The following is a 19016-nucleotide window of genomic DNA, read 5'->3' on the forward strand; positions in this document are numbered from 1 at the left end:
TCGAGGGAGAATGCCGATGCCATCGAAGTCCACGCCGAAGTCGCCCGGGAAAAGCTCGGCCGTGCGCTCCCTGGAGCATGAGCGGCATCACGGCGCCGACGCCGAAGAGGAACTCGAGGAAGGCCTCGAGGATACGTTCCCGGCCAGCGATCCTGTGTCGATCACGGGGACGGCTATCCCCGGCGCCCCCGCAAGGCCGGGCAAAGCCAAGACCGTTCCCGGACGCAAACCGCGCTGATTTCCCCAGCTTCGGTTGAGGAGCCATCTTTCCAAGACGGCGCCAAGTGGGATATTCAAAGCGCTTTGGGAGATCGTAAAATGCCGGTAAAAGCCGTCGTCTGGGGCGAGAATGTCCATGAGCAGACCAATGCCGCCGTGCGCGGCCTTTATCCATTGGGCATGCATGGGACCATCGCAGCCGCGCTCAACCAGGATAAGGGCATCGAGGCGACCACCGCCACCTTGCAGGAGCCGGAGCACGGCTTGAGCGAAAGCCGGCTGGCTGCCACCGATGTCCTGCTCTGGTGGGGCCATGCCGCCCATGGCGAGGTCAAGGACGAGATCGTCGAGCGCGTGCAGAAACGGGTCTGGGAAGGCATGGGTCTGATCGTGCTCCATTCCGGACACTATTCGAAGATCTTCAAGCGGCTGATGGGCACGCCTTGTTCGCTGAAATGGCGCGAAGCGGGCGAGCGCGAGCGCGTCTGGGCCATCAACCGCAGCCATCCGATCGCGCAAGGCATCGGCGAGTGCCTGGAGATCGGCGAGACGGAGATGTATGGCGAGCCCTTCGCGGTGCCGGAGCCGCTGGAGACGGTGTTCGTCTCCTGGTACGAAGGCGGCGAAGTCTTCCGGTCGGGGCTGACCTATCAGCGCGGCGCCGGACGGATCTTCTATTTCTCGCCCGGCCACGAGACCTACCCGATCTACCACAATGAAGGCGTGCAGCAGGTGCTGCGCAACGCCGTGCATTGGGCGCACAATCCCGCACCCGCATGGTCCGGCATCATCAATGCGCCGAACGTGCCGACAGACCAGGCCAAGGAGAAGATCGTCCAGAAGGGCCTGCGCCTGCATGCCGACGGCGACAAGGGCCTGAGTTAGGCGTGAGTTGAAGATGCACCGCCTCCTTCTGCTCGGCACCGGTGGCATTGCCGGACATCACGTCGAGGAGTTCGCCAGGATTCCAGGATGCACAATCGTCGCCTGCGTCGACCAGGTGCCGGGCCGCGGTGCGATGTTCGCCGCCGCCAACAAGATCAGCCAGTCTTTCGAGAGCCTGGAAGCGGCGATCGGCTGGGGTGCGTTCGATGCGGCCATCAATGCGACGCCGGATGGCGTGCACAAGGCCACGACGCTGGCGCTGCTTGCCCAGGGGAAACACGTCTTTTGCGAAAAGCCGCTGGCGCCGAACCATGCCGACGCGCTTGCAATGACGGAAGCGGCCGAGGCGGCCGGGGTCGTCAACATGGTCAACCTGACCTACCGCAACTCGGCGGCGATCGAGGAAGCGCGACGCATGGTGCAGGCCGGCGAGATCGGCGCATTGCGCCATGTCGAGGCGAGCTACAAACAGAGCTGGCTGGTCAGCAAGTCATGGGGCGACTGGCGCATCGAGGACAAATGGCTATGGCGCCTGTCCAACCGGCACGGCTCGACGGGCGTGCTCGGCGATGTCGGTATCCACATTCTGGATTTCGCAAGCTATGGCGCCGACCAGGACATCGCCACCCTGCACGCCGACCTGGTGACGTTTCCCAAGGCCGAAGGCGATCGGATCGGCGATTATGTGCTTGATGCCAACGACAGTGTCGCAATGACGGCGCGGTTCAAATGCGGGGCGCTCGCGACGATCGTCGCCAGCCGCTACATGACCGGCCACGCCAACGACCTGTCGCTGGCCATGCATGGCACCAAGGGCGCCATCAAGGTCAAAACAGACGGCAAGGTTTCGCGCCTGTCGGCCTGCCTGGGCGAGGACATCGACCAGCAACGTTGGCGGACACTGGCGCTGCCGGATGTGAAGCGCAACGCGCTGCGTTTCGCCGAAGCGCTCGATAGGGGAAGGAACGGCGATCCATCCTTCCGTCGCGCCGCCGACATGCAGAGGCTGATCGACGCGGCCTTCGAGAGTTCGTCGTCCAGACTGCCGGTCACGATCGCCTGAATCACATCTGGCCGGCTGCACCAGCCAGGCGTGTGTTGCCGCTATCAGAACGCGCTCGGCACGATCCAGGGATTGATGCTGATGCCGAGGCGCGGGCCCTTGCCTTCAGCGGTGGTTTCCGTGACGCCCTTTTTCTCGAGCGAGCCGGTCGATGCGCAATCGAGCTTCACATTGGCCTTGGTGTCGACGCAGGTCGCGGCGGGCACGTGCTTGACCGGGTGGGTCGTGTTGGCGGCAAGGGCCGAGCCCGAAAGTGCCAGCACGGCGGCGAGGGTGAGGAGGGTCTTTTTCATTGTCCGTCTCCGGGTTCGATGGGTGAATTTGTTCTCGTACATGTACGGTATTCCGTACAAATACGCCCACTGATCGCGGAGTTCAAGCCAGAATCGTACGCGTACGGAAATTTTTGTTAACCAAGAAAATCCATCCCGCTTGGCACGTAAACGCGGAGCGGCGATGAAGCGTGGAAACGCAAGGAGATATCGTTCAGCAGTTGACCGGTGTCTCGGTCAGCGGGGGCACGTTCTGCGTGCTGAGGGTGGCAAGGGTGAAATCGCACATCCGTTTCACGAAAGCCTGCGGATCACCGAAAGGGTAGAAGGGGAAGGTGATCAGCAGCGAGATGGTGCCGTGGCCGACCGCCCACAGCATGGTGGCGATGGCGCGCGGATCACCCTGCAACTTCCCCGCGGCGACGCAGGCCTCGACCCTGCTGATCAGCACCTTCATCGCCGGGTTGCTTTCTTCCATGTCCTCGTAGCTCCGGCCTGCCGGCAGCTTGGTCTTTTCGGTCATGAAGACGGTGCGGTATTCATTGGGATTGCCAAGTCCGAACGCGGCGTATTCCGTCATCACTGCTTGCAGCGCCTCGATCGGATCGTCGGAAGGATGCTCCTCGATGCGCCGGGCGAGCGTCTCGAACGCATCTTCGGCCAGCGCGAACAATATGTCCTGCTTGTCGGCGAAATAGGAATAGACCGACATCGGCGCGTAGCCGACGCGCTTGGCCAGCTTGCGGATGGTCAGGCCCTCATAGCCTTCCTCCTGCACGAGCTTGTGCGCGGCCTCCACAAGTTCGGAACGCTGTTCGGCCTTTTGTTTCTCACGGCGTGTCTGGGCGCTCACCGGCAATATCGCCTGCCTCTGCTGGTTGGGGGCCAACTGAATTATATACGCTGTACGGAAACGGACAAGGGCCTCGCTGGTTCCCGTCGCAGGTTCCCAGGCGGCAGGCGTCAGATGGCGCCGACGCCGCCGTCGACGGCCAATGTGTGGCCGGTCATGAAGGAGTTGGCGGGGTCGGCGGCGAACAGGATCACCGTGGTGATCTCATCCACTTCGGCCACCCTCCTCATCGGCACGCCGCGCGTCAGTTCGGCCAAGGCGTCAGCTTCCGGAGCGCCGGAGACGCGCACGAAACCGTCCACCATCGCCGTTCTCGTGTGCGCCGGACAAACAGCGTTGATGCGCAGGCCCTTGCTGGCGTATTCAATTGCCGCCGACCGGGTCAGCCCAACCACGCCGTGCTTGGCGGCGGCATAGATCGAGAGCTTCGGCGCGCCACCCAGTCCTGCGGCGGAGGCGATGTTGACGATGGCGCCGCCCTTGCCGTCAGCCTTGAACTGCCGCTCCATCTGCTGGATCTGGTGTTTCATGGCATAGAAGACGCCGAGCAGATCGATTTCGATCACGCGGCGCGCCTCCTCCGAGGCGACCTGCGGCAAACGCACGAAACTCTGGACGATGCCGGCATTGTTGACCGCGACATCCAGCCGGCCGAATCTTTCGACCGCCAGAGCCACCAGCGCCTGCGACAGCGCCTCGTCGGCGATGTTTCCGGCCAGGACCGCCGTCTCGGCATCGAGCGTTTCGGCAAAGCTCCTCAAGGTTGGTTCATCGAGGTCGGAGAGGACCAGCCGCGCGCTCTCGGCGGCAAAAGCTTTGGCGGCGCCGCGGCCAAGCCCGCCCGCGGCACCCGTGATCAACACCGTTTTTCCGTCGAAGCGGCCCATCGATTATTTCTCGTCGATCAGTTTCGGTCGATCAGTTTCGCGGCGAGGTGCGAAAGCAGTTTCACCGCCTCGCCATAGGTCCTGGCCTTTTCCGGGTTCGAGGCATTGCCGTCCAGCGCGCGCTTGTAGACGCCCTGGCAGATCGCGGCCAGCCGGAAGAAGGAGAAGGCGAGGAAGAACGTCCAGTCGCCGATGCCGGTGAGCCCGCGCCGCCGGCAATAGGTGGCGACATAGTCCTCTTCCGAAGGCAGTCCGAGCGCGGCGCGGTCGATACCGCCCAGGCCGCGAAAGCCCGAGCTATGCGGCAGGCGCCATTGCATGCACTGGTAGGCGATATCGGCAAATGGATGGCCTGATGTGGACAGTTCCCAGTCGAGCACCGCCATCACCGTCGGCCGGTCCGGCGCGAATATCAGATTGTCCAGCCGATAGTCACCATGCACCAGCGAGACACGGCCGTCGTCGGCGGGCCTGTGCGTCTCCAGCCAGTCGATCAGCCGGTCCATGTCGGCAATGGCACCGGTCTCCGAGGCGCGGTACTGACTGGTCCAACGCGCCAGTTGGCGCTCGAAATAGTTGCCCGGCCGGCCGAAATCGCCGAGACCCACGGCCTCGATATCGACGCCGTGCAGGGCGGCGAGCGTGGCGTTCATGGCATCGTAGATGGCGGCGCGCTCGCCATTGTCGCGCGCTTCCGGCAGTGCCGGATTCCAGAAGATGCGGCCGTCGATGAAATCCATGATGTAGAACATGCGGCCGATCGGCGAGTTCTCGGCCGAGAGATGCAGCATCCGCGGCACCGGCACGGCGGTGCCCGAAAGGGCGCTCATCACCCTGAATTCACGGTCGACCTGGTGTGCCGATTTCAGCAACTGCCCCGGCGGCTTGGCGCGCAGCACGTAGCGGCCGCTGGCCGCCGTCAGCAGATAGGTCGGGTTGGATTGGCCGGATTTGAATTTTTCGACGGAGGAAAGTCCGGCAAAACCGGGGATCCGCGCCTCGAGATAGGGCGAAAGCGCTGCCTGGTCGAGCGCGTTCGGGTCGCTCATGCGGTCTCTGGCTGGCGTTCGATCAGGGTCAGCGTCAGCCAGCGGGCGGTGAGCGCCGGTTTCTTCGAGCCCTCGATCTCGATCGTCACGTCATGGGCCGTCTGCACCCAACCTGAGGGCCTGACCTTGACGTCAGCCAGCACGAAACGGGTGCGGATGCGCGCGCCGGTCTTCACCGGCGCCAGGAAGCGCAGCGAATCGAAGCCGTGGTTGACGCCCATCTTGCCGTTTTCCAGCGGCGGCATGGTCTCGAACGTCATTGCCGACAACAGCGACAGCGACAGGAAGCCATGCGCGATGGTGCCGCCGAATGGCGTCTCGCGCTTGGCCCGCTCCGGATCGCAATGAATGAACTGGTGGTCGTCGGTGGCGTCTGCGAACTGGTCGATCATGCGCTGCGTGACCACCCGCCATGGCGAGACGCCCACCTCCTTGCCGACGCTGGCCAGAAGCACATCGAGACTGATCGGTTCCACGCGGATGTCCTCCAGTTTCATCCCCGGCTTCCCCGGCCGGACATGTCATTCCTTGAACAGGGTCAGCCCATGCTGCACCGACTGTCCGCCGTCAATCGGCAGGATGGCGCCGGTGACATAGCTGCCTGCACGGCTGCACAAATAGAGCGTTGCGCCGGCAATGTCATCCGGGGCGCCGATACGGCCGATCGGAACGTGGCTGCCGACATACCTGGCCTGTTCCTCAGTGGCGGTGGCAAACGCCGTCATCCGGCTCTGGAAGGGCCCAGGGGCAAAGGCGTTGACGGTGATGCGGCGGCCGGCGAATTCCAGCGCCAGGGTGCGCGTCAGGTGATGAACGGCCGCTTTGGAGGCGGTGTAGGAGTAGGCGTCGTCGGCCAGCGGCTGCGTGCCCATCACGGAGCCCAGATTGATCACCCGGGCTGGATCCTCGTCGCTGGCGGCGGCTTCGAGCAGCGGCAGCAGTTCGCGGGTCAGGTGGAAGACGGCGGTGACGTTGACGCCGAACACCTTGGCCCAGGCATGATAGGGGAAGCTCTCCAGCGGCGCTCCCCAGGACACGCCGGCATTGTTGACCAGGATATGCAGCCGTTCGGCCCGCGTCTTGACCTCGCCGACCAAGGCGGCAATGCCGGCCTCGCTGGAAACGTCTCCGGCAAAGCCTTCCGCCCGGCCCGGCGCGCCAAACCCGTTCAATTCCTCGGCGACCTTGATGCAGTCCTCGCCCTTGCGCGAGGCGATCATCACCGTTGCGCCGGCCTTGACGAGGCCCGTCGCCGCCATGCGGCCGATGCCGGTCGCCGCGCCCGTGACCAGCGCGGTCTTGCCGGCCACCGAAAAAAGATCGTCGAGATAGCTCATCGAACTCCTGCGCCTTTCATCGGCGGATCGGGGAAAGCGTTCGCGTTGACAAGGCTATCCGAAGTACGGTCATCCTTGCCACTGACAAAATGCCCGGCCTGAATGAAGGGTTAGCAACCGATGACGGAGATGAATCTCGGCATGACGGAGCGGCTGAGGCCGATCCATGCGCGCGTCGCGGCCATGGTGCGCGACGAGATCATGCCGCTCGACAAGGAATTCCTCGGCGAAGTCGGCAAGGCGGGCGACCGCTGGACATACACGCGGCGCCAGACCGAGATCCTCGAAGGGCTGAAGACGACCGCAAGAGAGCGCGGCCTTTGGAATTTCTGGCTGACCGGCTCGGAACGCGGCTACGGTCTTTCCACCGTCGAATACGCCTATCTGGCCGAGGAGATGGGCAAGGCGCATCTCGGCGCCGAGACCTTCAACTGCTCGGCGCCCGACACCGGCAACATGGAGGTGCTGGAGCGCTACGGCTCGGCGGAGCACAAGAACGCCTGGCTGGAGCCGCTTCTCGACGGAAAGATCCGCTCGGCCTATCTGATGACCGAGCCGGACGTAGCCTCGTCGGATGCCACCAACATTTCGATGCGCTGCGAACGGCGCGGCGACGGCTATGTGCTGAACGGCGAGAAATGGTGGGCCTCTGGTGCCGGCGATCCCCGCTGCGCCATCTATATCGTCATGGTGAAGACCTCCGATGGAGAGCCGAAGCACAGGCGGCATTCGATGATCCTCGTGCCGGCGGACACCAAGGGTGTCAGCAAGCTGCGTCCAATGCAGGTCTACGGCGACGACGACGCGCCGCACGGCCACATGCATCTTCGCTTCGACAATGTGCTGGTGCCGGCGTCGAACCTGATCCTCGGCGAGGGCAGGGGTTTCGAGATCGCGCAAGGCCGCCTCGGCCCCGGCCGCATCCATCACTGCATGCGGGCCATCGGCCAGGCCGAGATGGCGCTGGAGCTGCTGTGCCAGCGTTCGGTCCGCCGTGAAGCGTTCGGCCAGCCACTGGCGAAACTCGGCGCCAATTTCGATATCATCGCCGAGTGCCGGATGGAGATCGAGATGGCCCGCCTGCTCTGCCTCAAGGCGGCGTGGATGATCGACCAGGGCGACGCGCGCGCCGCCGCGCCCTGGATCAGTCAGATCAAGGTGGTCGCGCCACGCATGGCTCTGAAGGTCACCGACGAGGCGGTGCAGATGTTCGGCGCGCAAGGCATCAGCCAGGACACGCCGCTGGCGCGCTCGTGGACGCATCTCAGAACGCTGCGCCTCGCCGACGGGCCGGATGCCGTGCATCGCCGCCAGGTGGCGCGGGCTGAATTGAGGAAATACACGCAGGAAAAGGTTTGAGCCGGCCGGCATCTCATCGTCTTGCGTCGACAACCAAGGAGCAGCCACCAATGGCCATACCCTCCGAAATGAAGGCCCTGCTCCTGGTCGGCGACGGCTACACCAGGGCGCCGAGCGGCAGCGTGCTGGAGGCGATGGAGCCCTATCTCAAGCCAGGCAGTATCGCAGTGCCGGCACCTGGGCCGACGCAAGTGCTGATCAAGGTCAGCCTTGCGTCGATCAATCCGTCCGATGTCGCCTTCATCAAGGGCCAGTACGGCCAGCCGCGGCTCAAGGGCCGGCCGGCCGGCTTCGAAGGCGTCGGCGTGGTCGTTGCCGGCGGCGACGAGCCCTATCCCAAGAGCCTCGTCGGCAAGCGCGTTGCCTTCGCCACCGGGCTCTCCAATTGGGGCTCATGGGCCGACTATGCCGTTGCCGAAGCCGCCGCCTGCATTCCGCTCCTCGACACCGTGCGCGACGAGGATGGGGCTGCCATGATCGTCAATCCGCTTACCGCGCTCGCCATGTTCGACATCGTCAGCCGAGAAGGCGAAAGGGCCTTCATCATGACCGCCGGCGCCAGCCAGCTCTGCAAGCTGATCATCGGGCTGGCCAGTGAGGAAGGATTCCGGCCTATCGTCACCGTGCGCCGCGACGAGCAGATCGCGCTGCTGAAGGAAATCGGCGCCGCCCATGTGCTCAACGAGAAGTCGCCCGATTTCGAAGCCTCGCTGCGCGAGGTGATAAAGGCCGAACAGCCGCGCATCTTTCTCGATGCGGTGACCGGGCCACTGGCCTCGGCCATCTTCAACGCCATGCCGAAGCGCTCGCGCTGGATCATCTATGGACGGCTCGATCCCGAGGCCACGATCATCCGCGAACCCGGCCAGCTGATTTTCCAGCACAAGCACATAGAGGGCTTCTGGCTGAGCGAATGGATGCGGCAGCATAAGGATCGCCGCGGTCCTGCGATCCTCGAGGCGCAGAAGCGCTTTTCCGACGGGCGCTGGACGACCGACGTGACGGCTGTGGTGCCGCTGGCCGAGGCGATGGCGCGCGTGCCGGCGGAACTGGCCAGGCCCAATGGCAAGGTGTTCATTCGGCCGTAAAGCAGGGGGTGTGCGGTTGAGCTGCATTCCGGTTCATCGAGAGCACAGCTGCTATAACCTTCGAGGGCCGGAAAGAGGGTGGTTTGTTGGCTGCGATCGTTCAATGTCATCGGCGGCCACGCCGTTCGATCCCCCTATGCCACCCCGCTTTGTCCGTGATATGCCGCCGCCAATGAACGCTGGGACAGTGCCGGACCGGGCCTGTTCCGGATTGGTGTGGGGTGCTTGGTGAGGATTTCCAAACCGGTTTTCGACCGCCTGGGGCTTGGCCTGTGGATCGGGGCATTCGCGGTCGTGCTTGGCCTGGTCCTGTGGTCGCCCGATGCGCGCACCGTATTGCACGCCTACAGATATGGCAGTGTGGAGTTTCTCGCCGGCCGGCCGCTCTACGACCTCGAGTCCGAGATGGGATACCTTTACACGCCCGCCTTCGCCGCGCTCTATATTCCGTTCTTGAATCTGGGACCGCATCTTGGCGGGCTGGTCTGGCATGCCCTCGGTTTCGCCGTTCTCACCCTTGCCGCGGCGCGGCAGGTGCGCAAGCTGGGCGGACAGGAGCAGACCTGGCTGCTTTCCTTCGGCCTCTTTCTCGCTTTGCCGATGACACTGGGCGCCATTCGCAACGGCCAGGCGACAATCCTGCTGACCGGCGCCTGCTGGCTCTTGACCCTGTCGGCACTGGAAGGACGGCGTGCGGAGACCTTTTTCTGGGCCTCGCTTGCTATAACGGCCAAGCCGACCGCGATCATCATGCTGCTGTTGGTGGGGGCGTTGCGCCCGCGGCTGATACCGGTGCTGGTGCTCGCGGTGCTGTTCGTGCTCGCCATCCCCTACGCTTTCGCTCCCGCCGGCTACCTGAACGAGCAGTATGGCGATTTCGCCCGCATGCTGACGTCGATGGCCGTCGACAAGACCAGCCATTTTGTTCCTACCGATTTCACCGCGCCCTTTATCGAGATGGGGCTGCCCGTTCCGGATTCGGCTGCCACGGCGGTGCGCGTCGTGATCGGCCTGCTGACGCTCTCGATCGTGCTCTGGTTCGACCGCAAGCTCGAACAAGGAGCGGCCGGACTCGCGATCTTCCTGGCGGCCGCCTTCTACATGTGCGTCTTCAACCCGCGCGTCGAGCCCAACACCTATGCGATGATCGCGGTACCCGCCGGCCTTGCCATTGCCCTGTTGTGGCGCGAAGAAAAAGGTGGCGTCCTGGCCTGCGTGCTGTCCATGACTTTATTCCTGACAGGTTTGACCGGTGTCGAGCGCCACATGCATGACTTTCTCTATCCCTGGTTTCGGCCGATCACGGTCACTTTCATCGCCTGCTTCCTGATATGGTGGTTCTGGGCCAAGGCGCGACAAAAATTGGTGAATGTGGAGCCTGTCGCCCATGGCTGAGATGCGCCCGAGACTCGATATCGTGGCGCCGTTCTTCAACGAGGCGCAATCGGCGACGGCTTTCGCGGCATTGCTCGACGCGCTCGAGGCGGCGGTGTCGAGCCGCTTCGGCATGCAAGTCCACAAGATCCTGGTCGACGACGGCAGCCGGGACGATAGCGCCGGGCGGTTTTCGCATGCGCTTTCGGGATCCTGGGAAATCGTGCGCCTCAGCCGCAATTTCGGCAAGGAGGTCGCCGTGCTCGCCGGCCTCGACCACTCGCGGGGCGACATGGTGCTTGTCATGGACGCGGATCTGCAGCACTCCCTGGAGACCAGCCTGAAGATGATCGTCGAGCTGGCTGAGAATCCGGACGTCGACGTCGTCTACGCGCAGAACGACCGGCGCGGGGCAAGCTGGCGGCGCAGCCAGTTGGCGAAACTGTTCTACAGCCTGATCAACAGCAGCCAGCGGTTCGATATTCCCGAGAATGCAGGCGACTTTCGCGTCATGCGCGGCACCGTGGCGCGCGCATTGACCAGCCTGCGCGACAAAAGGCGCTTCAACAAGGGCCTGTTCGCCTGGGCCGGCTTCCGCCAGAAGGCCATATCCTATTCGCCGGAAAACCGCGCCAGCGGCAAGTCGAAATGGAGCCGGCTCAACCTGATCGCCTTTTCGCTAGAGGGGTTTACGTCCTTTTCGGTGATTCCGCTGCGCCTGATCAGCCTCAGCGGACTGCTTGCGGCGTTTGGCGGCGCGGTCTACGGCGCGAAAGTGCTCTTCGAGGTGCTGTTCTACGGCATTGCCGTTCCAGGCTATCCGAGCCTGCTGGTCGCCGTGGTGCTGCTCGGCGGCCTCAACCTGACACTTCTCGGGCTGATCGGTGAATATGTCTGGGTCACCCTCAGCGAAAGCAAGGATCGCCCGGTCTACATCGTGCGCGATATCGTGCGCAGCGATGTTCCCGCCAGGTCGGCGCCGGGCGTTTCCGGGGCATGATGCGCGGCATCCGCCTGATCGCCGACGATTACGGCCTGGCGCCCGGCGTCTCGGCGGCGATCCTCGACCTGCTCGATCGCGGGCGGCTAACGGGCACCGGTTGCATGACCGGTTTCGCGGAATGGCCGGGGGAGGCGGAACGCATCAAGCCGCTGTGCGGCCGGGTCGCCGTCGGCCTGCATCTGACCTTGACGGACCAGCCGGCCGTGACCGGCCCGTCGAGCCTGGCGCCGGAAGGCCGGCTGCCGCCGCTCCGCTCGCTGGCATTGCCGATCCTGCGCGGCAGCATCGAGACCTGCGACGTCCATGCCGAGCTCGACGCCCAATTTGGCCGCTTCGTCGAGGCGCTCGGACACCGGCCCGATTTCATCGACGGCCACCAGCATGTGCATTTCCTGCCTGTCGTGCGCAAATGGCTGCGGGGGCGTTTCGCCGGAGATGCCGGCAGACCGTGGCTGCGCGGCGCGCCGGCACTGGCCGGCAGCGGAGCGGCGGCATCGAAAATTGCGGCGATCGCCGCCCTGGCAACTGGTTTCAACCGATCCATGCGGCGCGCCGGCTTCACCGTGAGGGCGCCGCTCGCCGGCATCTATGACTGGCGGCAGCCGGAAAAGTTCGCGCCCGCCCTGCAAACCGCCGTTGAAAGCCTGCCGGAAGAGGGACTGTTCATGTGCCATCCCGGGCATGTCGACGAGACGTTGCGTGCACGCGACCCGATGCAAGATGTGCGCGAAGTCGAATTCGCGGTTCTCGCCTCCGATCATTTCGGCGCAAACCTGGCTCGCGCGCGTGTCGGCATCATGGACGGCACAGCATGAGTGCCGATCAGTCCCGGCGTTCGACCGGCAACAAGATTATCCGCTTCGCCATTGTCGGCCTGGTGAACACGGCCATCGACCTTGCCGGTTTCTTTCTGCTGCTCAAGCTGCACGTGCCGCCGCTGCCCGCCAACGTTGCGTCCTGGTTCATTGCCGTCACCTTCTCCTTCGCGGCCAACGGCTTCTGGTCGTTCGAGCGCGATCCGGCCATCCGGCTGCATCATGCCTTTCTTCGCTTCGCCTCGCTCGGCGCGCTGATTTCGCTTGGTGTCTCCAGCCTTGCGATCGCGCTGTTCGCCGGCGTCGTCGGCGTGTGGCCGGCAAAGATCGGCGGGGTGGTTGTGGCGGCGGTGCTGAATTTCCTCGCCGCGCGCTGGTCGATCGAGGGCCGTCTCTTGAAATAGCAGGCTGTTTCCCCACGAAAATTCCGGACCCGCTACACGGTCTCCTGGAATTTCCCTATTCAGCCGGCTCCACATCGGTGTAGGCGGCTTCCTCGAGTTCGCGCTTCAGCCGCGCCTCCTCGTGGGTCTTCGGCGTGACGAAGCGGCCGAGCAAGAGATAGGCGACGGGGGTCAGGAACAGCGTCGAGACGGTGGCCAGCCCCAGTCCGCCGACGATCACCCAGCCGAGCGCGATACGGGCCTCGGCGCCGGCGCCCGCCGCCAGCACCAGCGGCACGCCGCCGAGCACGGTGCAGATCATTGTCATCATCACCGGGCGCAAGCGAATGGTCGAGGCCTGTTCGATCGCCTCGCGCACGCCCAGTCCGCGATCGCGCAGCTGGTTTGCGAATTCGACGATCAGGATGCCGTTCTTGGCCATGACGCCGACCAGCAGCACCAGACCTATCTGGCTGTAGGCGTTGAGGCTGGTGCCCGAGAGCAGAAGCGCGAAGATGGCGCAGGCGAGGCCGAGCGGCACTGTCGCCATGATGATGATGGCGCTGACGAAGCTCTCGAATTGCGCGGCAAGCACCAGCAGGATGATGACCAGGGCAAAACCGAAGATGGTGACCATGGCGCTGTTTGTCTCACCCAGTGTCGCCGCCTCGGCCAATGGCACGATGCGGCTGCCCGGCGGCAGAAGCGGCGTTGCGATCTCCTCGGCGCGCGTAAGGGCCGAGCCGAGGGCGAAATCGCCGCCGAGGTTGGACGTGATCGCCACCGACGGCTGCTGCTGCTCGCGCGACAGCGAGGGCGGCACGGCACGCTCGGTCAGCGTGGCTATGGTCGACATCGGCACGAAACGGCCGTCAGCCGTCTTTAGGAAGACGTTCTCCAGGTCGGTCGGATCGTTGATCGGGTTGGTGGTCGAAACCAGCTTCACCCCGTAGCTGCGGTCGGCGATGTAGACATCGACGACGTCGTTGCCGTCGAGCATGGCCTGCATGGTGTTGGCCAGCCCGGTGATGTCGATGCCGAGATCGGAGGCGCGCTCGCGGTCGATGGCGACGGAGAGCTGCGGTTGCGTCGGGTCGATGGAAAGACGGGGTGTCTGGAAACGCGGATCCTTCTGCATCTCGGCGATGATCTTGACGGCCGCGTCGCCGAGCGCCTTGCGGTCGTTGCCGACCAGCGCGAACTGCAGGCCGTTGCCGGCGCCACGGATGCCGAGGCTGTTGGGCTGCACCGGGAAGATACGCACACTGGGCACCTGGCGGGTGAGTTGGCTGATCTCGGCCATGATCTCCTGCTGGCTGCGGCTGCGCTCGTCCCAGGGCGCCAGCGTCATCACCATGAAGCCTGAATTATAGGCGCCGTTCTGGCCGGCGCTCTCGAAAGTGCTGACGATTTCGCTGGAATCACGCAGCGGCTGGATCAGTTTTTCGATCTTCTGCATCTGCTGCGTCGTGTAGTCGAGGCTGACGCCTTGCGGGGCGCTGATGCGAAGCAGCACGACCGCGCGATCCTCGGTCGGCGTCAATTCCTGGCGGATGGTGCCGAACAGCGCGAATGCGGTGCCGGCGAACAGCAGCGCCACCAGCACCACGATCCACGGCGCGTCGAGGCAGACATGCAGGCTGCGCCGGTAGGCCGCGTTCAGCGCGCCGCCGATGCGTGCGCCGACGCCGTTGCCGCCCTCGTGGTGGAGGGCAGCAGTGGACAGCATGCGCGAGGCAAGCATGGGGCAAAGCGTCAGCGCGACCACGCAGGACAACAGCACCGACATGGCGAGCACGAAGCCGAATTCGCGGAACAGGCCGCCGGTCTGGCCCGGCAGGAAGGAGATCGGCACGAAGACGGCAACCAGCGTCAGGGTGGTGGCGATGACGGCGAAGAACACCTCCTGTGCGCCGAGCACGGCGGCGGCACGCGGCCCCATGCCTTGATTGCGCCGCCGCACGATGTTTTCCAAAACGACGATCGCGTCATCGACGACAAGCCCCGTCGCCAGCACCAGGGCCAGCAGCGTCAGGATGTTGATCGAGAAACCAGCGAGATAGATCGCCGCAATGGTGCCGATCATGGCGACGGGCATCGACAGGCCCGGAATGAGCGTGGCGCGCCAGTCGAGAAGAAAGGCATAAATGACGACCAGAACGATGGAGACGGAAAGCGCGAGCGCGATCTCCACCTCGTGCACGGCGCCGTTGACGAACACCGCGTCGTCGCTGGTGACCTTGATCGACATGCCTTCCGGCAGGTTTGCCTGCAATTTCTCGACGGCGGCCTTGACGCCGGTGGAGATATCCAGCGTGTTCGATTCCGCCTGGCGGATGATGCCGATGCCGATGCCGGTCTTGCCGTCCGAACGCAACGTGGTCTGGCCGATGTCGGGGCCGAGCGTGACGGTAGCGACATCGCGGATGCGCGTCGTGCCGCCAATGATGATGTTCTCGAATTCTTCCGGCGTCGTCACATCGGCCGTGGTGCGAACGATCAGGTCCTGATTGGTCGTGGTGATCGAGCCGGCGGGTGAATCGAAGGCGACCGAGGCAAGGGCGGTCCTGAGGTCGGCGACGGTGAAGCCCAGGCTGGCGAGCTTGTTCTGGTCGACGTCGATGCGGAAGATCTTGTCGCGGTCGCCATAGACCTGGACGTCCGCGACGCCTGGAACGGCAGCCAGTTCGTCCTCGATCTGGTCCTGGACCACAACGGTCATGTCCTGTACCGACATGGTGTCGGAGGTGACGGCCAGGCGCATCACGGGGTCGGAGTTGGCGTCGGCCTTGACGATGCGCGGCGGATCGGCCGTCTCCGGCATTTGGTTGGCGACGCGGCCGACGGCATCCCGCACATCCGAGGCCCCGACATTGAGGTCGACGCCGTCGTTGAATTCGATGGTGACGCGGCTCGAGCCGAAGGAGGAGGTCGACGAGATCGACTTGACGCCGGAAACGCGGGCAACAGCTCCCTCGATCGTGTCGGTCAGTTCGCGATCGACCGTTTCGGCCGCCGCGCCTTCGAAAGTCGTGGAAACGGTGACGACGGCGCGGTCGGCATCAGGCAGTTCGCGGATCTCGACGCCATAGAAGGCGGCGAGGCCGGCGACCGCGATGAGGACATTCAGCACCAAGGCCATGACCGGCCTGCGGATGAACAGGGCGGTAAAGCCGGTCTCGCTGGCGGCGTTGACGGCTCCGGTCATGAGCCTTCGGCCGCGTTCGCGGCGCGCTGCTCTCCGCGGGCGATGCGGACTTCGCCGCCCTCGCTGACGCTCTGGGTGCCTTCGGTCACCACCATGTCGCCACTGTCCAGTTCCGCGTCGATCAACACGGTTTCGGTGTTGCGCTGGATGATGCGCACCGGCACCCGCTTGGCCTTGCCGTTCTCGACCGCCCAGACGTAAGCGCCCTCCGAGCCCCACAGGATCGCCAGCGGGCTGACGGCGGGGTAAGTCTCGCCAGGGAACTTCATGGTGATGGCGAACGACATGCCGGCGCGCAGCGAATCGGCCGGGTTGGCGATCGTCGCCTTGACCAGAAGCGTACGGCTGTTCTCGTCGATGTGGTTGTCGATGGCCGAAACCGTGCCGGTATAGCTGTTGCCGGGATTGGCGATCGGCGTCGCCGACAATTGCGCGCCGATCTTGACGGCGGCCGCGAAGCGTTCCGGCACCAGGAAATCGACAAGGATCGAGGAACGGTCGTCGAGCGTCGCGATCGCCGACTGGTTGGTCACATAATTACCGGCGGAGATCGGCAGGATCCCGACCGTGCCGGAGATCGGGGCGAGAACAGACCGGCGGTGCAGTGCGAGTTCCGCATCCTGTAGCGCCAGCTTGGCACCGGCCAGCACCACTTCGGCATCGGCGACGGCGACCGGTGTCGCCGCATTGGAGGCGCGCAGCGACCTGACCCGGTCGAGCTTGGCCTGTGCGTCCTGAAGCGCGAGCCGGGCACGGTCCTGGGCGATCACTTCGGTCTCGGAATCAAGAGTCGCGATGACCTGTCCCTTGTCGACATGGGTGCCGGACGAAACCAGCAATTCGGCGAGACGGCCGGAGGAGTAGGGGTTGACCGTCACCGACGCATTGGCGCGGCCGGTGCCGATGGCCTGGAGCCGATCGTTTATGGTCGCGGAAATAGCGGGCACGACGACGACGTTGACCTGACGGGCTCGCTCGCCGCCAGCGGATTTCGTGCCGGCGCCGGTTTCAGCCGGAGGCGTTGCCGCGTAGGCCCAGTCTATTCCCCAGCGCGCCAGCACGTCCGGCGCGCCCGGGAAAAAGCGCAGCCAGGCGGCAACCGCCACCACCAGCACCACAAGGGCGAAAAGTATCTGTTTCCAGGCGGCCATCGGCACTCCGGTTGGCAAAACAATCCTTCCGTCCACCGGTTTCCCGAAATAAGCAGACGCAGCGGGGCTATTCTAAGGCAAGAAGCAAGCCCCCGATATCGTGCCTTTATGACAATTCTTCAGTGTCCGCGCACATTAAATATGCGTAACGTTGCCGGTGTTCGTGCCGTTTTGATTTTTTAGTTCACTTCGAGCCGGGCTTTCGAGATTACAACGCTGGCTATGCCGCCCCGACGCCAGTTTCGGACCGAAATCGTTCCAGACTTATCCCGGGCTGCATCAACGCAGGCCTTCCATCTCGCGGATGCGCCGGGCGCCGTCGGCCTCGAGTTGCCTTGTGACGGCGCCGATCAGCGTTTCGGCGACGACGAAGAGCGCCGCCGAGGAGTCCCACGCCGAAGGCACGGCGGTTCGCCCGGCGATGACGTGACGGGCGAAGCGGGCGATCGGCGACAGCCACTGGTCGGTGAACAACACGATCTGCACGCCACGCTGATGCGCCTTCTCGGCGAAGCGGATGAGGCTGTCCTGGTAGCGCCTGATGTCGAAAATGACCAGCACGTCGCGCTTGCCCATGTCGATCAGCCTGTCGCGCCACATGCTTTCCTGGCCGGCGAGGTGAATGACGTCAGGCTGGATGATGGCGAGGTGGGCGGCCATGTAGCGCGCCAGCGGATCGGTGAAGCGGCCGCCGATCAGGAATGTCTTGCCGCGACGCTCGGCGAGGCGGGACGCGATGTCGGCAAGTTGCTGGTCGGACAGGTGCCGGAACGTCTCGCGCATATTGTCGAGCGTTGCCTCCAGCATCGGCGACGCCGTGCCGCCGGGCAAGGGCGGATTGAGCGTGCGGGTCGCAGGGGACTGCAATTGCGCCGCCAGTTCGTCCTGCAGGCTCGACTGGAACTCCGGATAGTTCTGGAAGCCGAGCCTGGCGACGAAACGCAGGATCGTCGGCGAGGACACGCCGGCCGCGGACGAGAATTCGGCGACAGTCTTCAGACCGATCATCGGATAGCTCGCTATCAGCGTCTGGGCCGCGCGCCGCTCGCCGGCCGGCATTGTGCCGATGCGGTCGGCGATCAATTCGGCAATACTGGAAATCATCTTTCCCATCCATGGCCCGGCCGACGGTGTTTTCCCCAAATCGCATTTGACAAAGCCGGGCAAACTGTATGAAATCATCCATAGGGACGCAATGAGGCAAAATACGTAACATACGATACAGCGCTCCCCGGGGACCGCAGACTATGGAGAAAGCACGGCCCGCCAGCCTTGCATCGCCTGATGCCGTAAGGGTGACCAACCCGGGCGGATCGAGTCCCTTCGTGCTCACTTGCGACCACGCCTCCAATTTCGTGCCCGCCGAATTCGGCACGCTCGGCCTCACCGCCGAGGACCTGTCGCGTCACATCGCCTGGGACCCGGGCGCGCTGCCGGTTGCGCTGCGCATGGCGCAGGCGCTCGATGCGACGCTGGTCGAAACCTGCATTTCGCGTCTCGTCATCGACTGCAACCGGCCGCTTGACGCGCCGGACCTGGTGCCGCCGGTCAGCGAAACTACGGCCATACCGGGCAACACCGGCCTGTCGGAAAAGCAGCGCGCGGCGCGGGTCGCCCTGTCCTGGCAGCCGTTTCATAACGCCATCGAGCATATTGTTGAAGACAGGCTGGCGCGCGGCCAGGAGACGCGGCTGGTATCGGTGCATTCCTTCACGCCGGTCTACAAAGGCCGAGACCGGCCCTGGCATATCGGCATCATCCACGATGACGACCGCCGGCTGGCGGCGCCGCTGATATCGGCGCTGCGGCACCTTGCCGGCATCACCGTCGGCGTCAACGAACCCTATTCGCCGGCCGACCGCGTCTATTTCACGCTGGAACGCCATGCGCGCCCGCGCGGGCTGCCCTGCGCGATGATCGAAATCCGCAACGATGAAATCTCCGGCGAGACCGGGCAGCGGAAATGGGCGGATTTGCTCACAGGCATCTTTTCGGATTTGGAGCCCGAGGAGACCAGGGGCGCCAGGGAACACGCAACGGGAAAGTCAGTTCAATCGGCTAGCTGAGAAC

General features: G+C 64.4%; 19 protein-coding genes. 10 read left to right on the top strand and 9 right to left on the bottom strand.

Features of this window, described 5'->3' with window-relative positions:
- Positions 1–16: 16 nt before the first annotated feature.
- The 3 genes from FJ979_RS26910 (at position 17) to FJ979_RS26920 (ending at position 2167) form a co-directional block, all read left to right on the top strand.
- The gene (locus FJ979_RS26910) at positions 17–238 is read left to right on the top strand and encodes a hypothetical protein (protein ID WP_140496327.1); all 222 of its coding nucleotides are present in this window, start codon (positions 17–19) and stop codon (positions 236–238) included.
- An 80-nt stretch (positions 239–318) separates the two neighbouring features.
- Complete coding sequence (locus tag FJ979_RS26915) at positions 319–1104, top strand: ThuA domain-containing protein (protein WP_140513714.1); 786 nt, start codon at positions 319–321, stop codon at positions 1102–1104.
- A gap of 13 nt (positions 1105–1117) precedes the next feature.
- The gene (locus FJ979_RS26920; RefSeq protein ID WP_140513713.1) at positions 1118–2167 is read left to right on the top strand and encodes a Gfo/Idh/MocA family oxidoreductase; all 1050 of its coding nucleotides are present in this window, start codon (positions 1118–1120) and stop codon (positions 2165–2167) included.
- 44 nt (positions 2168–2211) lie between these two features.
- Here FJ979_RS26920 and FJ979_RS26925 read toward each other — a convergent pair whose 3' ends face one another.
- The 6 genes from FJ979_RS26925 to FJ979_RS26950 all read right to left on the bottom strand — a co-directional run bounded on the left by FJ979_RS26925 (position 2212) and on the right by FJ979_RS26950 (position 6565).
- A complete protein-coding gene (locus tag FJ979_RS26925; RefSeq protein ID WP_140496324.1) occupies positions 2212–2460 on the bottom strand; it encodes a DUF680 domain-containing protein in 249 nt (82 codons plus the stop codon).
- 193 nt (positions 2461–2653) lie between these two features.
- A complete protein-coding gene (locus FJ979_RS26930; RefSeq protein WP_140496323.1) occupies positions 2654–3298 on the bottom strand; it encodes a TetR/AcrR family transcriptional regulator in 645 nt (214 codons plus the stop codon).
- 104 nt (positions 3299–3402) lie between these two features.
- Positions 3403–4179: an SDR family oxidoreductase gene (locus tag FJ979_RS26935; protein WP_140513712.1), complete on the bottom strand. Its 777-nt coding sequence runs from the start codon at positions 4177–4179 to the stop codon at positions 3403–3405.
- Between the two features lie 17 nt (positions 4180–4196).
- Entirely contained in the window at positions 4197–5228 is a 1032-nt protein-coding gene (locus tag FJ979_RS26940) for a phosphotransferase family protein (protein ID WP_140584309.1), read from the bottom strand.
- Positions 5225–5725 (bottom strand): MaoC family dehydratase, encoded by a 501-nt coding sequence (locus FJ979_RS26945; protein ID WP_263483366.1) that lies wholly within the window; start codon positions 5723–5725, stop codon positions 5225–5227. Before FJ979_RS26945 ends, FJ979_RS26940 begins: the two co-directional genes overlap by 4 nt.
- Positions 5726–5749: 24 nt before the next feature.
- Positions 5750–6565, bottom strand: a complete 816-nt coding sequence (locus FJ979_RS26950; RefSeq protein WP_140496320.1) for an SDR family oxidoreductase — start codon at positions 6563–6565, stop codon at positions 5750–5752.
- A 120-nt stretch (positions 6566–6685) separates the two neighbouring features.
- Here FJ979_RS26950 and FJ979_RS26955 point away from each other — a divergent pair, with 120 nt between their 5' ends.
- The 6 genes from FJ979_RS26955 to FJ979_RS26980 all read left to right on the top strand — a co-directional run bounded on the left by FJ979_RS26955 (position 6686) and on the right by FJ979_RS26980 (position 12608).
- The gene (locus FJ979_RS26955; RefSeq protein ID WP_140496319.1) at positions 6686–7924 is read left to right on the top strand and encodes an acyl-CoA dehydrogenase family protein; all 1239 of its coding nucleotides are present in this window, start codon (positions 6686–6688) and stop codon (positions 7922–7924) included.
- Positions 7925–7974: 50 nt separating this feature from the next.
- The gene (locus FJ979_RS26960) at positions 7975–9012 is read left to right on the top strand and encodes a zinc-binding dehydrogenase (protein ID WP_140556519.1); all 1038 of its coding nucleotides are present in this window, start codon (positions 7975–7977) and stop codon (positions 9010–9012) included.
- A 228-nt stretch (positions 9013–9240) separates the two neighbouring features.
- The gene (locus tag FJ979_RS26965; RefSeq protein WP_140496317.1) at positions 9241–10407 is read left to right on the top strand and encodes a glycosyltransferase family 87 protein; all 1167 of its coding nucleotides are present in this window, start codon (positions 9241–9243) and stop codon (positions 10405–10407) included.
- The gene (locus FJ979_RS26970; protein WP_140584310.1) at positions 10400–11386 is read left to right on the top strand and encodes a glycosyltransferase family 2 protein; all 987 of its coding nucleotides are present in this window, start codon (positions 10400–10402) and stop codon (positions 11384–11386) included. Before FJ979_RS26965 ends, FJ979_RS26970 begins: the two co-directional genes overlap by 8 nt.
- Positions 11383–12204, top strand: coding sequence for a ChbG/HpnK family deacetylase (locus FJ979_RS26975; protein WP_140496315.1), 822 nt, complete (start codon positions 11383–11385; stop codon positions 12202–12204). Before FJ979_RS26970 ends, FJ979_RS26975 begins: the two co-directional genes overlap by 4 nt.
- Positions 12201–12608: a GtrA family protein gene (locus FJ979_RS26980; RefSeq protein ID WP_140496314.1), complete on the top strand. Its 408-nt coding sequence runs from the start codon at positions 12201–12203 to the stop codon at positions 12606–12608. Before FJ979_RS26975 ends, FJ979_RS26980 begins: the two co-directional genes overlap by 4 nt.
- A gap of 55 nt (positions 12609–12663) precedes the next feature.
- Here the strand turns inward: FJ979_RS26980 and FJ979_RS26985 are convergent, their stop codons facing one another.
- The 3 genes from FJ979_RS26985 to FJ979_RS26995 form a co-directional block, all read right to left on the bottom strand.
- Positions 12664–15795: an efflux RND transporter permease subunit gene (locus FJ979_RS26985; RefSeq protein WP_140584311.1), complete on the bottom strand. Its 3132-nt coding sequence runs from the start codon at positions 15793–15795 to the stop codon at positions 12664–12666.
- Positions 15792–16946: an efflux RND transporter periplasmic adaptor subunit gene (locus FJ979_RS26990; RefSeq protein WP_140496312.1), complete on the bottom strand. Its 1155-nt coding sequence runs from the start codon at positions 16944–16946 to the stop codon at positions 15792–15794. Before FJ979_RS26990 ends, FJ979_RS26985 begins: the two co-directional genes overlap by 4 nt.
- Before the next feature lie 279 nt (positions 16947–17225).
- A complete protein-coding gene (locus FJ979_RS26995) occupies positions 17226–18050 on the bottom strand; it encodes a MurR/RpiR family transcriptional regulator (RefSeq protein WP_140560291.1) in 825 nt (274 codons plus the stop codon).
- A 143-nt stretch (positions 18051–18193) separates the two neighbouring features.
- Between FJ979_RS26995 and FJ979_RS27000 the strand changes: the two genes are divergently transcribed.
- Positions 18194–19012 carry an N-formylglutamate amidohydrolase gene (locus FJ979_RS27000; protein ID WP_140584312.1) on the top strand — a complete coding sequence of 273 codons (819 nt, stop codon included), beginning with the start codon at positions 18194–18196 and terminating at the stop codon, positions 19010–19012.
- The last annotated feature ends 4 nt before the right edge of the window (positions 19013–19016 follow it).

The sequence above is a fragment of the Mesorhizobium sp. B1-1-6 genome (assembly GCF_006443035.1).
Classification (GTDB): Bacteria; Pseudomonadota; Alphaproteobacteria; order Rhizobiales; family Rhizobiaceae; genus Mesorhizobium.

Excerpts from the sequence above, each read along its gene's own strand:
- FJ979_RS26995 (WP_140560291.1), bottom strand. The coding sequence starts at position 18,050 with ATGATTTCCAGTATTGCCGAATTGATCGCCGACCGCATCGGCACAATG.
- FJ979_RS26920 (WP_140513713.1), top strand. The coding sequence starts at position 1,118 with ATGCACCGCCTCCTTCTGCTCGGCACCGGTGGCATTGCCGGACATCAC.
- FJ979_RS27000 (WP_140584312.1), top strand. The coding sequence starts at position 18,194 with ATGGAGAAAGCACGGCCCGCCAGCCTTGCATCGCCTGATGCCGTAAGG.
- FJ979_RS26985 (WP_140584311.1), bottom strand. The coding sequence starts at position 15,795 with ATGACCGGAGCCGTCAACGCCGCCAGCGAGACCGGCTTTACCGCCCTG.
- FJ979_RS26955 (WP_140496319.1), top strand. The coding sequence starts at position 6,686 with ATGACGGAGATGAATCTCGGCATGACGGAGCGGCTGAGGCCGATCCAT.
- FJ979_RS26980 (WP_140496314.1), top strand. The coding sequence starts at position 12,201 with ATGAGTGCCGATCAGTCCCGGCGTTCGACCGGCAACAAGATTATCCGC.
- FJ979_RS26940 (WP_140584309.1), bottom strand. The coding sequence starts at position 5,228 with ATGAGCGACCCGAACGCGCTCGACCAGGCAGCGCTTTCGCCCTATCTC.
- FJ979_RS26960 (WP_140556519.1), top strand. The coding sequence starts at position 7,975 with ATGGCCATACCCTCCGAAATGAAGGCCCTGCTCCTGGTCGGCGACGGC.
- FJ979_RS26935 (WP_140513712.1), bottom strand. The coding sequence starts at position 4,179 with ATGGGCCGCTTCGACGGAAAAACGGTGTTGATCACGGGTGCCGCGGGC.
- FJ979_RS26945 (WP_263483366.1), bottom strand. The coding sequence starts at position 5,725 with ATGAAACTGGAGGACATCCGCGTGGAACCGATCAGTCTCGATGTGCTT.
- FJ979_RS26975 (WP_140496315.1), top strand. The coding sequence starts at position 11,383 with ATGATGCGCGGCATCCGCCTGATCGCCGACGATTACGGCCTGGCGCCC.
- FJ979_RS26950 (WP_140496320.1), bottom strand. The coding sequence starts at position 6,565 with ATGAGCTATCTCGACGATCTTTTTTCGGTGGCCGGCAAGACCGCGCTG.
- FJ979_RS26990 (WP_140496312.1), bottom strand. The coding sequence starts at position 16,946 with ATGGCCGCCTGGAAACAGATACTTTTCGCCCTTGTGGTGCTGGTGGTG.
- FJ979_RS26910 (WP_140496327.1), top strand. The coding sequence starts at position 17 with ATGCCATCGAAGTCCACGCCGAAGTCGCCCGGGAAAAGCTCGGCCGTG.
- FJ979_RS26915 (WP_140513714.1), top strand. The coding sequence starts at position 319 with ATGCCGGTAAAAGCCGTCGTCTGGGGCGAGAATGTCCATGAGCAGACC.
- FJ979_RS26970 (WP_140584310.1), top strand. The coding sequence starts at position 10,400 with ATGGCTGAGATGCGCCCGAGACTCGATATCGTGGCGCCGTTCTTCAAC.
- FJ979_RS26925 (WP_140496324.1), bottom strand. The coding sequence starts at position 2,460 with ATGAAAAAGACCCTCCTCACCCTCGCCGCCGTGCTGGCACTTTCGGGC.